The sequence below is a fragment of the Clostridium sp. AM49-4BH genome (assembly GCF_003478335.1).
Classification (GTDB): domain Bacteria; phylum Bacillota; class Clostridia; order Lachnospirales; family Lachnospiraceae; genus Butyribacter.
Window position 1 is genome coordinate 16,510 of the sequence record NZ_QUFB01000037.1, and the last position, 13,177, is coordinate 29,686.

The 13,177-nt window shown below is 39.0% G+C and carries 19 protein-coding genes and 1 pseudogene; 6 read left to right on the forward strand and 14 right to left on the reverse strand.

Annotated elements, in window-relative coordinates:
* Positions 1-146: 146 nt before the first annotated feature.
* Entirely contained in the window at positions 147-1,106 is a 960-nt protein-coding gene (locus DW981_RS10505; RefSeq protein ID WP_118507684.1) for a phospho-N-acetylmuramoyl-pentapeptide-transferase, read from the forward strand.
* On the opposite strand, the gene DW981_RS10510 is transcribed toward DW981_RS10505, so the two are convergent.
* Positions 1,103-1,501 (reverse strand): hypothetical protein, encoded by a 399-nt coding sequence (locus DW981_RS10510; protein WP_118507685.1) that lies wholly within the window; start codon positions 1,499-1,501, stop codon positions 1,103-1,105. The two genes, DW981_RS10505 and DW981_RS10510, sit on opposite strands and share 4 nt — an antisense overlap.
* Before the next feature lie 174 nt (positions 1,502-1,675).
* On the opposite strand from DW981_RS10510, the gene DW981_RS10515 reads away from it, so the two are divergent.
* The 5 genes from DW981_RS10515 to DW981_RS10535 all read left to right on the forward strand — a co-directional run bounded on the left by DW981_RS10515 (position 1,676) and on the right by DW981_RS10535 (position 5,502).
* Complete coding sequence (locus DW981_RS10515; RefSeq protein WP_118507686.1) at positions 1,676-2,611, forward strand: hypothetical protein; 936 nt, start codon at positions 1,676-1,678, stop codon at positions 2,609-2,611.
* Positions 2,577-3,677 (forward strand): spore photoproduct lyase family protein, encoded by a 1,101-nt coding sequence (locus DW981_RS10520; protein WP_022024441.1) that lies wholly within the window; start codon positions 2,577-2,579, stop codon positions 3,675-3,677. Before DW981_RS10515 ends, DW981_RS10520 begins: the two co-directional genes overlap by 35 nt.
* A 19-nt stretch (positions 3,678-3,696) precedes the next feature.
* The gene (locus tag DW981_RS10525) at positions 3,697-4,413 is read left to right on the forward strand and encodes an acyl-ACP thioesterase domain-containing protein (RefSeq protein ID WP_022024442.1); all 717 of its coding nucleotides are present in this window, start codon (positions 3,697-3,699) and stop codon (positions 4,411-4,413) included.
* 68 nt (positions 4,414-4,481) lie between these two features.
* A complete protein-coding gene (locus DW981_RS10530) occupies positions 4,482-5,039 on the forward strand; it encodes an AzlC family ABC transporter permease (RefSeq protein WP_347474563.1) in 558 nt (185 codons plus the stop codon).
* Between the two features lie 145 nt (positions 5,040-5,184).
* Positions 5,185-5,502: an AzlD domain-containing protein gene (locus DW981_RS10535; RefSeq protein WP_022024444.1), complete on the forward strand. Its 318-nt coding sequence runs from the start codon at positions 5,185-5,187 to the stop codon at positions 5,500-5,502.
* 51 nt (positions 5,503-5,553) lie between these two features.
* On the opposite strand, the gene DW981_RS10540 is transcribed toward DW981_RS10535, so the two are convergent.
* The 13 genes and pseudogenes from DW981_RS10540 to DW981_RS10615 all read right to left on the reverse strand — a co-directional run bounded on the left by DW981_RS10540 (position 5,554) and on the right by DW981_RS10615 (position 13,003).
* Positions 5,554-5,883, reverse strand: coding sequence for a type II toxin-antitoxin system RelE/ParE family toxin (locus DW981_RS10540; protein WP_118507687.1), 330 nt, complete (start codon positions 5,881-5,883; stop codon positions 5,554-5,556).
* A complete protein-coding gene (locus DW981_RS10545) occupies positions 5,880-6,188 on the reverse strand; it encodes a type II toxin-antitoxin system RelB/DinJ family antitoxin (RefSeq protein WP_118507690.1) in 309 nt (102 codons plus the stop codon). Before DW981_RS10545 ends, DW981_RS10540 begins: the two co-directional genes overlap by 4 nt.
* An 80-nt stretch (positions 6,189-6,268) precedes the next feature.
* A complete protein-coding gene (locus DW981_RS10550; RefSeq protein WP_118507688.1) occupies positions 6,269-6,721 on the reverse strand; it encodes a hypothetical protein in 453 nt (150 codons plus the stop codon).
* A gap of 69 nt (positions 6,722-6,790) precedes the next feature.
* Complete coding sequence (locus DW981_RS10555; RefSeq protein ID WP_003062094.1) at positions 6,791-7,981, reverse strand: site-specific integrase; 1,191 nt, start codon at positions 7,979-7,981, stop codon at positions 6,791-6,793.
* 77 nt (positions 7,982-8,058) lie between these two features.
* Complete coding sequence (locus DW981_RS10560) at positions 8,059-8,262, reverse strand: excisionase (protein WP_002322728.1); 204 nt, start codon at positions 8,260-8,262, stop codon at positions 8,059-8,061.
* 373 nt (positions 8,263-8,635) lie between these two features.
* Positions 8,636-8,821 carry a helix-turn-helix domain-containing protein gene (locus tag DW981_RS10570; protein ID WP_226911642.1) on the reverse strand — a complete coding sequence of 62 codons (186 nt, stop codon included), beginning with the start codon at positions 8,819-8,821 and terminating at the stop codon, positions 8,636-8,638.
* A 72-nt stretch (positions 8,822-8,893) separates the two neighbouring features.
* Positions 8,894-9,313, reverse strand: coding sequence for a sigma-70 family RNA polymerase sigma factor (locus DW981_RS10575; RefSeq protein WP_003061815.1), 420 nt, complete (start codon positions 9,311-9,313; stop codon positions 8,894-8,896).
* Positions 9,314-9,607: 294 nt separating this feature from the next.
* Positions 9,608-9,868, reverse strand: a pseudogene (locus DW981_RS10580) (topoisomerase DNA-binding C4 zinc finger domain-containing protein); the annotation flags it as partial.
* Positions 9,869-10,037: 169 nt separating this feature from the next.
* Positions 10,038-10,775: a 23S rRNA (adenine(2058)-N(6))-methyltransferase Erm(B) gene (gene erm(B), locus DW981_RS10590; protein WP_008687088.1), complete on the reverse strand. Its 738-nt coding sequence runs from the start codon at positions 10,773-10,775 to the stop codon at positions 10,038-10,040.
* A gap of 124 nt (positions 10,776-10,899) precedes the next feature.
* Entirely contained in the window at positions 10,900-10,983 is an 84-nt protein-coding gene (locus DW981_RS10595; RefSeq protein ID WP_001814874.1) for a 23S rRNA methyltransferase attenuation leader peptide, read from the reverse strand.
* Positions 10,984-11,003: 20 nt separating this feature from the next.
* Positions 11,004-11,846 carry an ABC transporter permease gene (locus DW981_RS10600; protein ID WP_003060411.1) on the reverse strand — a complete coding sequence of 281 codons (843 nt, stop codon included), beginning with the start codon at positions 11,844-11,846 and terminating at the stop codon, positions 11,004-11,006.
* The gene (locus DW981_RS10605) at positions 11,836-12,606 is read right to left on the reverse strand and encodes an ABC transporter ATP-binding protein (protein WP_003061398.1); all 771 of its coding nucleotides are present in this window, start codon (positions 12,604-12,606) and stop codon (positions 11,836-11,838) included. Before DW981_RS10605 ends, DW981_RS10600 begins: the two co-directional genes overlap by 11 nt.
* 166 nt (positions 12,607-12,772) lie before the next feature.
* Positions 12,773-13,003: a hypothetical protein gene (locus DW981_RS10615; protein WP_003060191.1), complete on the reverse strand. Its 231-nt coding sequence runs from the start codon at positions 13,001-13,003 to the stop codon at positions 12,773-12,775.
* Positions 13,004-13,177: the final 174 nt, after the last annotated feature.

Below are 13,177 nucleotides of genomic sequence, written 5' to 3' on the forward strand. Positions count from 1 at the left end.
TGCCGAATGGACCGTTATGTCCCATTGATTTCTACGGCTACTCATGCTATGATTATTGATACTGGTGCAACGGAACGTAGTATTCGCTGTACGAGCCGGATGGACAAAGCGTGTCTGTCCAAATAGATTTGGAAAAGAGGTTGCATATGTACTACATACTGAATCAGATCATGAATCCGAATCAGATCGCAATGATCGGAGTATTGGTAGCGTTTATTTTGACATTTTTGGGATTGAAATTCCCATTTTCTTTTTTGCCGGTGGATCATGGACGTGAATTTGCCGTTAATGGTGCGTTATCTAAGGGAAAGACCCGTGGCGTTGGTTTGACCTTTGTATGCAGTTTTATTATTAGCTGTGTTTTGTTTATGCCGATGGACAAAGAGTATATTATTTATTGCATTCTTTTGTTTGCAATGATGCTCAGTGGTTATTTGGATGATGCGGCTAAGACACCTTGGAGTGACTATAAGAAAGGCGCGATAGATCTCGTGCTTTCGATCATGACCGTAGTGACGTTCCTTAATTTTAACCCATCGGTATTGCATATTGGTTCTGCGAAGTTTGCACTGCCAATGCCGGTATACTTCATTTTGGCGATTATTTTGCTGTGGGTGTCCATTAATGTGACGAACTGTTCTGATGGAGTGGACGGGCTGTGTGGTAGCTTGTGCTGTGTTGTTATCGCAGCATTTGCCGTACTTTTCCCGCAGGCACTTGGAAACTATGTGATCGCTGCCCTGCTTTTTGCAGCAACACTTTTAGCGTACCTTTGCTTTAATTCAAAGCCGAGTACAATGTTAATGGGAGATGCCGGTTCAAGAGCACTCGGATTCTTCATTGCCGTGCTTGCGATGAAGAGTGGTCATCCGTTGATCTACATTTTGTTGGCGTTAGTGCTCATTATTGATGGCGGTCTTGGTTTGGTCAAAATCTTTTTGCTTCGTTTCTTAAAGATTCATGTGTTAAAAAACACACTGACACCAATTCATGATCATGTCCGCAAAAATAAAGATTGGTCAGATACACAGGTTGTATTCCGCTTTGTGATCATGCAGGTTATGTGCGTTGTGGCAGCATATGTGTTGCTGACGTTACTTGGTTAATAAATGCGCTCGGATGCGAGTTCGATGATAGGATACCGTTTTGTTTCGCCATGCTTGTTCTCGGCTTTGATATAGCCGCGTTCCAAGTCTTCCGGCAGATAAAACGGTATTATTTTTTCGGAAAAGGATAGCTCCAGTTCTTTGCAGACAGAGCGGTATCTTTCCTTTTCCAAAGTAAGTAATGCGGTATCGGGATCCAGCCAAAATACAAATTCCTGATTTTGTAAACGTGAGGAGATGAGGTCGTGCAGCAGAGTGATGATCTCTTCTCCCTTTTTAGTGCCATATTTTTTACAATAAACGCGGTAGGACTTGTGCTTCGCAAAGTGCATTATGACAACGCGGTATTCCTTGGGGAGATCGACGGGAGTTGTTCTTTTTTCTTTCTTGCTCATAAATATTACCTAACCTTTCTGTGCTTTCTGTTATTAATAGTATAGACAACTGAGAACATACACAATCAAGCCTAATAGAAATCACTGTAAAAGGTTTGTAAAACTTGCTATTATTCTCTATTTGGGCTAAAATTAGCCTTATGCGACCATGGTTTGAAAGCTGGGAGGAAATAAATGTTGTACATTTTTATGGCGTTATATGCCGAGGCAGTACCGTTCATTGCACAGATGAAATTGAAACGTGTGAATGACAGTGGAAAATTTGTGCTTTATCAGGATGAAGCCGGGGAGGCGATATTGGCGGTTACAGGCCCGGGCAAAGTAGAAGCGGCGGTGGCGGTAAGTTATGTGTGTGCTAAATATGGGACAGACGAATCGACATTTATATTGAATATAGGAAGTGCGGCGGGAGCGCCAAACTGTTCTGATGAGCATGTGCAATCGGCCGAGCGATCAGAGCTGATCGGGCAATGGTTTATTGGAAATCAATTGGTGGATGGCGATACAAAACGTACATACTATCCGGATATTTTATATCGTCACCCATTTGCAGAAGAGGGAATTGAAACGGTCAGCATAGTGCGTAGACTCGACGAAATGAAGCAAATGATTCGTATGGATGCGTCTGTGAATGGTGGACAGAAGAGAGGATCCTCATTAAAAATCAGGTTGTGTGATATGGAGGCAGTTGGCGTATATCAGGCCGCTGTCCGGTTTGTGGGACAGCACCAGATGGCTTTCTTAAAAGTAGTATCAGATGCCGGTGTTGATAAGCGTATGACGGCAGAGGATTTACAGCACTTCTTTGCGGACAGTGCAGAGAAAATATGTACGTGGATAGAAGATGTGCGTACACTTAGCCGTTCTTGGAAAGTGGAAAAGGTTGGCGCGAAAGAGCAGGAAATTTTGCAATTGCTATGTGATCAGACATATGCTTCCGTGACGATGCGTTTACAGATGGAACAATTGCTGCGATATTGTACACTGGCAAATATTCCGTACGAGAAAATGATCCGTGGCGATCTGGCAGAGCAAACGCTTTGCTGTCGTGACCGCAAAGAAGGGAAGGCGTATTTTGAACAGCTCAAAGAACGATTGTTATATCAATAACATGCAGTCGATACCTGCATGTGAGCCGACAGGGCACAATCATGATCCGATTGTCAGGGAAACGGGACAGTCGACCATGTTTTCACATATTTACGTAGAAGCCGCAGTTAGAAATCATCCGCGCACACAGAGGATATTACAACAGTTTTTGAAGGCGCAGGTGATTTCCATCACACATTATAAAGATGTATTTTGCCGCAAAGGGCAGCAGGTGCATTTACAGCATGGGTCCAAAGCGCTGATCATTGCTCGCAAAGATGGACAGTTATTGTATGAGGGTGCGGAGGTGTGTCAGAGTTTTGGTAACGAATATTTTTATTATACGTCCTGCGTGATGAACTGTATTTATGATTGCGAATACTGCTATTTGAAAGGAATGTATCCAAGCGGTAATTTGGTGATATTTATAAATATTGAGGATATTTTCGCGGAATTGGAAACGTTGCTTGCTAAGCATCCGGTGTATTTATGTGTTTCGTACGATACGGATTTGCTGGCACTTGAGAATATTGCCGGTTTTGTGAAAAAATGGGCAGAGTTTACGGTGGAGCATCCGAAGCTTCGGATTGAAATTCGTACAAAGTGTGCACGGACAGATTTGTGGAAGGAGCTGCCGGTCTGTGATCGAGTGATCTATGCGTTTACGTTATCACCGGAAGAAATCACCGCTTGTTATGAGCACGGCACGCCGACGTTAGCTGCACGTGTTGCAAGTGTAAAATTGGCGGGAAAAATGGGTCATCCGGTGCGGTTGTGCTTTGATCCGATGATCTATTATCCACATTATAAAGAAGTGTATCGCAGGATGCTTGGTGAAGTATTTGCGCAAATAGATACAGATCATATTGTAGATGTCAGTATGGGATCGTTTCGTATCTCCAAAGATTATCTTAAAAATATGCGACGTCATGATGTGCTTTCGCCGGTGGTACAGTTTCCTTATGAAAATATAGACGGTGTGTACCAATATCCAGACAAGCTTCGACAGGAAATGGAAGGATTTTTGCATAAAGAGTTGTGTAAATACGTGGAAGAAGAGCATATTTTTTGCTGGGATCAGATATAAACGGAAAGGATGAAAAGATATGTATACATTTGACAGCAGAGTTCGTTATAGCGAGACGGATGAGAACGGAAATTTGTCGTTGGAAAGCTTGATTGATTATATGCAGGATTGTACCAATTTTCAGTCGGAAGATTTGGGAGTTGGCTTAGAGTACCATCGACAAAAGAATATAATGTGGGTGCTTAATTTTTGGCAGATCGTGATCGATGAATATCCGGCGATGGGTGAGAATATTACGGTGGGGACGCAGGCTTTTGGCTTTGAAAAGATGTTTGGCCATCGTAATTTTTTGGTAACGCATCAGGGGGAGCCGGAGCATCGTATCGCAATTGCCAATTCTTTGTGGGTGCTGATGGATCTGAAAAAGGGGCGCCCGATGATCGTAACGCCGGAAATTGGGGATGTATATGGTATACATGAACCACTCCCGATGGATTATGCATCACGTAAGATTAAAGTGCCAAAAGATGGTGGAAAAGAGTGTGACCCGTTTTTGGTACAGGAGTATCATTTAGATACGAATCACCATATGAACAATGGGCAGTATGTGCGTATGGCACGTGCGGCTTTGGAACGGGAGATCACGGTGCGAGAGCTGCGTGTCGAATACCGCAAACAGGCGATGCTTGGAGATCAGATCACGCCGGTGATCTATGAGACAGAGGAATACTGTATGGTGTCATTGAATGGCGAGGACGGGAAACCTTATGCAGTTGTGCAGCTTTTTGAACGGTAAAAAGATAAAGCGCAGTGATGAGAAAAATGATAAGTCGCATCGATGAAAAGATAGATGGAGGCGTACGAATGAAGGAATGGAAATGTGGTATTCGGGATGGAATCCCGATTGCTTTAGGATATGTGTCGGTGAGTTTTACCTTTGGACTGATGGCAGTACAGGCAGGACTTAGCTGGTGGCAGGCAGTATTGATCTCGCTGTTGAATGTAACGTCGGCGGGACAGTTTATGGGATTAGATATTATGGTAGCAGGGGGTGCTTATGTAGAAATGGCATTGGCACAGCTTGTCATCAATTTGCGTTATGCATTAATGTCCATTTCGCTATCCCAAAAGGTGGACAGCAATTTTAAGACGGGAAGTAGATTGTTTTATGGATTTTTTATGACCGACGAAATATTTGGTGTGGCAGCAAGCAGAAAAGGTGAAGTACACCGCAGCTATTTCGGTGGACTCGTCACATTGCCGGTGATCGGCTGGGTGTTTGGAACGTTTGCCGGGGCAGTGTTAGGTGGCGTGCTGCCTCCTCTATTGCAGTCGGCGATGGGAATTGCTATTTACGGAATGTTTTGGCGATCATCATCCCACAGGCGAGAGATGATCTGCGTTATTTGCGAGTTATTGTGATCGCGGTAGTGCTTAGCTGCTGTTTCCGATATATGCCAGTGTTTGATCAGGTGTCTTCCGGATTTGCAATTATAATTTGTGCTGTAGTGGCATCTGCAATAGGTGCTGTTTTGTATCCGATTGATGAGGAAGGAGGCGAGGAAGCATGAGAGATATTCCAATGCATTATTTTTGGATGTCATTGCTCGTGATGGCAGGAGTTACTTATTTGATCCGTGCAGTTCCATTTACGTTGTGCCGTAAAAAAGTAGAGAATCGTTTTGTGAAGTCTTTCCTCGCATACGTTCCTTATGCGGTGCTGGGGGCAATGACATTTCCGGCTATTATTTATTCAGCGGATAAGATTGCAGCCGGTGTGGCAGGTACGGTTGTGGCGCTAATCATGGCGTATCGGCGCAGAAGTCTGCTTACCGTGGCGCTGGCGGCGTGTGCGGCGGCGTTCTTGGTGCTGCTCATTGTGTGATATGAAAAAAGCAGTCGATCATAAATGAAAGACTGCTTTAAATCATATCCTTTATTGCTTTGTGTGAAGATTTAACTGATTGTCTATGTCCCGTCCGGCATACATTACTCTAAGTATTGTTACAACCTTTTTATCGCTATCTGGAATATAAAGTACCACATAATTGTCTACTGGTAATACACGAAGTCCACGACTTTTCCACGGTTCGTTTTCATATTTTCGATAACGCTCTGGCATCGTATCCAGATTTAATATCTGTTCCTCAAGACGGTCAAGTTGTCCGCTTGCATTTTCTGGCGATTGTAATTCAAAAGCAATATATTCAAAAATTCCTCTCAAATCACTGTCAGCCTGTTTGGATACTTCTACTTCATATATCATAAGCCATAATCCTTGCGAATGTCAGCAAAGGCTTTCTTCGCATTTTTTGTCCGTCCAGCCTGCATATCCGCATATCCTTTTTCCAATTCTTCATTTAACTCTGCTTCTGATAATGTGCTGATGTCAACAGGTTTGGCAGATGGTATTTTTACCTCAAACGGAAGTCCTCTCTGTAAGATAATCTGTTTATAAAACATATTGATAGCACTGGAAGCAGGGATGCCAAGTGTAGACAGGATACTTTCTGCTTTTTCTTTGACATCTGGTTCAATCCTTGCATATAAATTTGCTGATTTCGTAGCCATATAAAACATCTCCTTTCGTGAGTAGTATTTCCATCTATCTTTATTATATGCAAATGTCCGCACAATAGCAATACTAATCATCACTTAAAAGCATTATGATGAAAGAACCTGTGCCGGAATACAGCAATTAGTACGATGATGCCTATTAAGATTCCTGCTGCAATGACATAAAGGAGAGTATAGGATTTTCGGTAGGGAAGGGCTATACTCCCAACGGCATTAGGATCAGAATTTTTGACACTGCTTTCATCAAACATTGTGTTCATGATCTTTATAAATTTATCAACTCGGTAGCACTTACCGGTTTCTATTTTATATTTACCAGCATCAGCATTTAGTGCCTCGGGATTTTCTGGATACGGAATGATGTAGCTGGTATTATTGCATTTGATATATACCATGTCTAAAGCATATAAAATATTATTCAAAAAACTTACTAAATTTCTGATTATCTTTTCATAAGTTGGTAAATGCCGATATATCCCGTATTTTAGGGCTTTATCGGTATTTTCTTTTTGGAAGATACCTTGCATAAGCTGGCATTTACCAGCATGAAAATGCAACCAAAAGTAGTAAATGAGTAGTAAATATAAGCTCCGATATTAACAAGCCAGTCTTTCCAGTTCTGCTTTTGCAGATTGAAATGTACCGTGTGCATAATAGCCAAGTGTCATGGTTATGTTAGCGTGTCCCATAAGATATTGCAGGGTGTTTGGGTTCATTCCTCTGTTTGCCATATTCGTACAGTAAGTATGTCGGAATGAATGTGGTGTGATGTTCGGTAACTTGTCCGTGTGATACTTGTTATACTTCTTAATTAGTCCTCGCACCATGCCCTCATAGTTTCCTGCAACTTTAGGTAAGCCCTCACGGTTCAAGAATAGGAAATTGCTATAACCACCTACAATCAACGGTTGTGCCTTTCCTCTGTTCTTTAGTATTCTTTGGATTGCTTGATAAGCCCGTTCTGTCAATGGAAGTTCTCGTTTTCCGTTTTTGGTCTTTGGCGTTTCAATATAGTAGCCGATTTCGCTGTCTTTCAATAACTGGTGGTCTATATTGAGTATTCTGTTCTGCATATCAATATGCGTCGTTAGTCCGCAAAATTCAGAAATACGAAGTCCCGTTTCCAGCAGAAGCACAACCTCATCATAATACTTGCTGTAAATCTTATCCTTTTCCATAAAGGCAAGCAGGCGTTCTTCCTGCTCTGGTGTAAGGATAACTTTCTGCTCCGTATCATCTTCCAGAACATCACTTAGCTTAAATTCAAACGGGTTCTTTCTGATACAGTCGTCTTGTATCGCCATGTAAAATGACGCTTTCAAGGAACGCTTGTAGTTATCAATCGTTTTATAGGCGTATCCTTTTTCGCTCATTCTGATAGCCCATTCTTTAGCGTCCGACTGCTTAACAGTATCAATCGCCCTCATACCCAATGGGTCATTTTTCAGAGCGTTCATAAGATACTGTCGTCCTTTTTCAGTAGCCCTCTTGATGTTCTTTCTTTGGCTGTTCTTCTTGTCGTAGAGCTGGCAGACTGTCATTTTACCGCCTGCTGTATCGATACCGTCGTTAAGGTCTTTTTTAATCTGTGTTTCTTTTTCCCTCAACGATATATCATCACGCTTTCCAGCAGGTGTCTTGTCTGTCGGTACAAGTTTCCAAGAATAGATAAATTGTGGCTTTCCGTATATATCGGTATATTTATAAACGTATCTTCCGTCTTTTCGCTGGCTCTCTCCATTACGCAAATTGCGATTTTTACTGTCTTTTCGTTTTACATTAGACATAGTGTAAAGCTCCTTTCCGTCATGGAACGAGCCGTGATACGCTATATTTATTATACCATATCTACGGCTCAATGACATTAGATTTCGTCCAATGTATCTATGATTTTTTCAAATTGTTTTCGCTTAATCTGAATACGGTTGCCGTTCACGATAACCCAGCCAGCGTCAAGATTTTCTTCGGCTAATTTACGCAATTTCTTTTCGCCAATGCGGAAGTATTTGGACGCTTCTTCAACCGTCAGCGTATATTTTTCCCAAATAGGCACATCAGTATTGTTCATAATCTATGCACCCCCCTTTACTGTGTGTCGTTTTTTACAAGCAGGCAGACGGCTTTGGAAAGCTCCATTAGTATCTCAACTATTCCCATTCTTGTGGGCAGAACCGCACCATGCGGACGTATCATTATTCTGTGAGGATAGGTCGTGGCAAAACAACTTTTCCAACAGTCGCTCTCGGATCACTGCGTGGGTCGCTCGCTTTCTTTTGAAAAGGTCGTGGCGTACAGTCCCCGTGGCTCGCCATCTCACAAACGTATCTGTCTGCTTTATTCAGTTGTCAAAGAGCTGTGGTGAAAGCGTGTTGCTTTCATATAAAAGCAGGTGGCAGAGCAGGAAAGAGGGGGATATTAAATCATGCTCCGCTAAAAACTGCTTATTCTTCTGGTTCTAAGTCCATATCTTCAATATCAAAACCTAAAATCATTTTGATAAGTGCTTCTCTGATACGTCCTTTTAATTCCATATCTACAACGATATAAACATTGCCGTATTCATCATAAAGTGAACGCAAACAGCACTTTGATATGTAAGGGTCATAAAATGCCAGTAATTTTTCAATCGCTTTTTCGTTTCAATCCATAGCTGATGAAATCAAGTAATAAGACGGTTTCTTAAATAACTGTTTCATTTTCTAATGTTCCTCCTTGAGTATTTTTTTCATAGTTTCCAAAGCGTGATGTCGGTTTCTAAATACACCGCTTTGCGTGATTTTCTGCAAGTTGGCAATTTCACTTTCTGTCATTTCCAAGAAGTAATACATCAACAGAGTATTGCGTTTTCTTTCTGGAAGTTTCTTCAAGGCTTCTGCCAATTCATCATCAAGGACACGAATATCAATGCCACATACTGAAAAGATTGTATAATCTGTTTCGTAGTCGTCCCAAACAGCCATTTTATCAACAAGGACATCTGGCAATTCGCTGAAAGATATTTCTTTATTCTTACGACGGTTTAATTCCTTGTAATAATCTTTCACGACACTACGGACAACTTTCTTTAAACAACTTTCAAAACGACATTGAACTGTTTTCTGGAAGTCAGACGGTTTCATCAATCTCACCTCCTTTCCTTTATGATTTGAAAAGTGTTTATCCCTCTTTCCGCACCATATAAGGACAGCTAGGTGTGATTTAATGACCTCTTTTGAAAAATTTTTTAAATTTTTTCGGGTATGAAAAAAGCCCGCACAAAACATATAGTCTGTACGAGCCTTTAAAGCTAAAACATAGTAATATTGTATCATTAAGAATCACAAATCACAAGTGATTTGTGATTAATCACTTGTGATTTGTGATAAGTGATTTGTGATTAATATATAAAAGCCCTCTTTAAAGGGCTTTTATGTTTATTTTGAAAAAGAGATAAAATCAATATATCCCTTTTCCCCAATTTTTACAACGGCATTGTAGGGCTTTTTCTCTTTGTTTTTGATTCCTTTTACCAGGGTTTCTTTTCCCTCCAGTAATTCTTTTACATTCGTTTTGGTTAGTTTTTTCTTTCTAAAATGTTCAGCTAAAGTAAACTTACATTCAGGATAATTTGAACAACCATAAAACGATTTTTTTAATACAATATTGTTGCCACACTTAGGACATTTTCCTACAAGGGGTCCCGAGCGCTTAGTGGGAATTTGTACCCCTTATCGATACAAATTCCCCGTAGGCGCTAGGGACCTCTTTAGCTTCTTGGAAGCTGTCAGTAGTATATCTAATAATTTATCTCCATTCCCTTTAGTAACGTGTAACTTTCCAAATTTAAAAAAGCGACTCATAGAATTATTTCCTCCCGTTAAATAATAGATAACTATTAAAAATAGACAATACTTGCTCATAAGTAATGGTACTTAAATTGTTTACTTTGGCGTGTTCCATTGCTTGATGAAACTGATTTTTAGTAAACAGTTGACGATATTCTCGATTGACCCATTTTGAAACAAAGTACGTATATAGCTTCCAATATTTATCTGGAACATCTGTGGTATGGCGGGTAAGTTTTATTAAGACACTGTTTACTTTTGGTTTAGGATGAAAGCATTCCGCTGGCAGCTTAAGCAATTGCTGAATCGAGACTTGAGTGTGCAAGAGCAACCCTAGTGTTCGGTGAATATCCAAGGTACGCTTGTAGAATCCTTCTTCAACAATCAGATAGATGTCAGACGCACGGCTTTCAAAAACCACTTTTTTAATAATTTGTGTGCTTAAATGGTAAGGAATATTCCCAACAATTTTATACCTCTGTTTGTTAGGGAATTGAAACTGTAGAATATCTTGGTGAATTAAAGTGACACGAGTATTCAGTTTTAATTTTTCTGACGATAAGTTGAATAGATGACTGTCTAATTCAATAGACGTTACCTGTTTACTTATTTTAGCCAGTTTCGTCGTTAAATGCCCTTTACCTGTTCCAATTTCGTAAACGGTATCGGTTTCTTTTAAATTCAATTGTTTTATTATTTGGTTGAGTACTTTTTCACTCGTTAAAAAGTTTTGAGAATATTTTATATTTTTGTTCATGTAATCACTCCTGAAGTGATTACATCTGTAAATAAATACAGAAGTTAAACGATTTGTTTGTAATTTTAGTTATCTGTTTAAAAAGTCATAAGATTAGTCACTGGTAGGAATTAATCTAACGTATTTATTTATCTGCGTAATCACTGTTTTTAGTCTGTTTCAAAACAGTAGATGTTTTATCTACATTACGCATTTGGAATACCAACATGACGAATCCCTCCTTCTTAATTACAAATTTTTAGCATCTAATTTAACTTCAATTCCTATTATACAAAATTTTAAGATAACAGTCAAGAACATATCTGCACAAGTTGTAGATATACCATAAATGCTGATAATCAACATGATTACGCTTACCATCAAATAAGTAAGTGTTTCTTGCTTATTAAAATTATCCATAGTACAACGTGAATTCCAGAGAAAAAGAGAAATCGCACCAAGAATAATACTTAAAACAAAAATGACATTTCTTTTTTTACTGTCACGGAACATTTTCTTTTCATTTTGTTTGTCAAAATAAAGAAAATCACGTATCGTCATTTTACTTATTCTTCTTAATAGATTAAGCAAAACCAAAACATAAATAGTTAAAAAATAAATTATCAATAGTCCAATAGAAACGAAATTCAAAGAAATAAAGAGAGTTTTTGGAATACCCAGTAAGTTTACAATTACTAACGACACAAACTGGCTGAATAAAAAGCCAATAGGAATAGCTAATACAAATGCTAAAATTCCCAACAGTATATTTTCAATTACAACTAAGTGGGCAATTTCTTTTTTCTTAATGCCAAGAAGCATATATGTTCCTAATTCTTTACTTCTTTTTTCAAACATAAATTTCGTTGTATAGTTGATCAAAAAGCATATCACAAAAATAATAAGAATATTTACAGCGAACAATGAATTCTTAAATGCATCCATACTGGAACATAACTTTACAATTTCATCAGAATTTGCCACCAAATTAAAAGCAAATATAAGAGAAAAGGATGCAGTAACGGTTATCAGATAAATCAAATAATCTTTAATATTTCTTTTTGTATTTCTATACGCTAACTTACCTAACATTTCCCACTTCACCTCCGAGCAAGGTTAATATATCCAGTATTTCATTGAAGAAATCTTTTCTGCTTTTTTCCCCTCTGAAAATTTCATTGAATATTTTACCGTCTTTCAAGAACAAAATACGTTCACAGAAAGACGCACTAAACGGGTCATGTGTTACCATTAAAATAGTAGCCTGCATTTTCTTGTTGATTTCAGACATTGTTTCCAGTAATAATCTGGAAGCTTTTGAGTCCAAAGCTCCCGTCGGTTCATCAGCTAAAATCAGTTTCGGTTCATTGATTAAGGCTCTAGCACAAGCACAACGCTGTTTTTGTCCGCCAGAAACTTCATAAGGAAATTTCGATAAAATATCACGAATACCCAATTTATCGGCGATAGCATGAACTCTTTTCTCAATATCAGTAGGGTTCTGTTTGTTGATAACCAATGATAAAGAAATGTTTTCTCCAATCGTTAAAGTATCTAAAAGGTTGAAATCTTGAAAAATGAACCCTAAATTTTCACGTCTGAAATCAGCAAAATCTTTATCCTTGATTTTGGTAATATCTTGATTATTGACTGTAATGTGTCCGCTGGTTACAGTATCAATCGTAGAGATACAGTTTAATAGGGTAGTCTTTCCAGAACCACTAGCTCCCATGATTGCGACAAATTCGCCCTTATCTACATACATAGAAATACCGTCTACTGCCTTTGTGATATTTCCAGAGTTACCCCCGTAGTATTTTTTTACTTGCTCTAAATTTAAAATGTGTTCCATTAAAAATCGCTCCTTTCTTCCTGCCACATTTATTTGTTTTGGAATACAATTAAATTATAGCAAGGGCAGTATTCAATTACACTTACAGTTTTGAAAGTAAACAGAGAGTAAAAGAGCCGTGATAATGCAGATCACAATTTTGTGAAGCATTTCCACGACCCTTTTATTATAATTTTGCCTTTGTCTTTTTCGTAATGATATAAATATATTCTTCTGGTGTAGGGCGTTTATTCCCAAAATACTTTTTGAAATTTGCCTGCACCTCTGGGTCGGTGCTATTCATAGCTTCATCAATCGTAGCTTCAATATCCGCCCGAACATCAGCCAATGATACACCGCCAGCTTTTGCACCAGCTTTCAATGCCTTTTTTATATCTCTTTTGTTCAGTCCTATCATATTCATACCTCAATTCTACTTTTTAAAGCTAATAAGTTTTCCATTGTATTTTACAATGATGATATGATATAAACACTCCTACAACAATCAAAATAAGACCTATGTAATAGCCTAATTCAGAATGAGAGATTAAATTGATAATCGGCATAACAAGAATACCAATACTAACCAGTA

Coding starts and splice junctions, on each gene's coding strand:
- DW981_RS10510 (WP_118507685.1), bottom strand. CDS start 1,501: ATGAGCAAGAAAGAAAAAAGAACAACTCCCGTCGATCTCCCCAAGGAA.
- DW981_RS10595 (WP_001814874.1), bottom strand. CDS start 10,983: ATGTTGGTATTCCAAATGCGTAATGTAGATAAAACATCTACTGTTTTG.
- DW981_RS10535 (WP_022024444.1), top strand. CDS start 5,185: ATGAGAGATATTCCAATGCATTATTTTTGGATGTCATTGCTCGTGATG.
- DW981_RS10600 (WP_003060411.1), bottom strand. CDS start 11,846: ATGTTAGGTAAGTTAGCGTATAGAAATACAAAAAGAAATATTAAAGAT.
- DW981_RS10615 (WP_003060191.1), bottom strand. CDS start 13,003: ATGATAGGACTGAACAAAAGAGATATAAAAAAGGCATTGAAAGCTGGT.
- DW981_RS10515 (WP_118507686.1), top strand. CDS start 1,676: ATGTTGTACATTTTTATGGCGTTATATGCCGAGGCAGTACCGTTCATT.
- DW981_RS10530 (WP_347474563.1), top strand. CDS start 4,482: ATGAAGGAATGGAAATGTGGTATTCGGGATGGAATCCCGATTGCTTTA.
- DW981_RS10555 (WP_003062094.1), bottom strand. CDS start 7,981: ATGTCTAATGTAAAACGAAAAGACAGTAAAAATCGCAATTTGCGTAAT.
- DW981_RS10605 (WP_003061398.1), bottom strand. CDS start 12,606: ATGGAACACATTTTAAATTTAGAGCAAGTAAAAAAATACTACGGGGGT.
- DW981_RS10575 (WP_003061815.1), bottom strand. CDS start 9,313: ATGAAACCGTCTGACTTCCAGAAAACAGTTCAATGTCGTTTTGAAAGT.
- DW981_RS10545 (WP_118507690.1), bottom strand. CDS start 6,188: ATGGCTACGAAATCAGCAAATTTATATGCAAGGATTGAACCAGATGTC.
- DW981_RS10560 (WP_002322728.1), bottom strand. CDS start 8,262: ATGAACAATACTGATGTGCCTATTTGGGAAAAATATACGCTGACGGTT.
- DW981_RS10525 (WP_022024442.1), top strand. CDS start 3,697: ATGTATACATTTGACAGCAGAGTTCGTTATAGCGAGACGGATGAGAAC.
- DW981_RS10540 (WP_118507687.1), bottom strand. CDS start 5,883: ATGATATATGAAGTAGAAGTATCCAAACAGGCTGACAGTGATTTGAGA.
- DW981_RS10550 (WP_118507688.1), bottom strand. CDS start 6,721: ATGCAAGGTATCTTCCAAAAAGAAAATACCGATAAAGCCCTAAAATAC.
- DW981_RS10505 (WP_118507684.1), top strand. CDS start 147: ATGTACTACATACTGAATCAGATCATGAATCCGAATCAGATCGCAATG.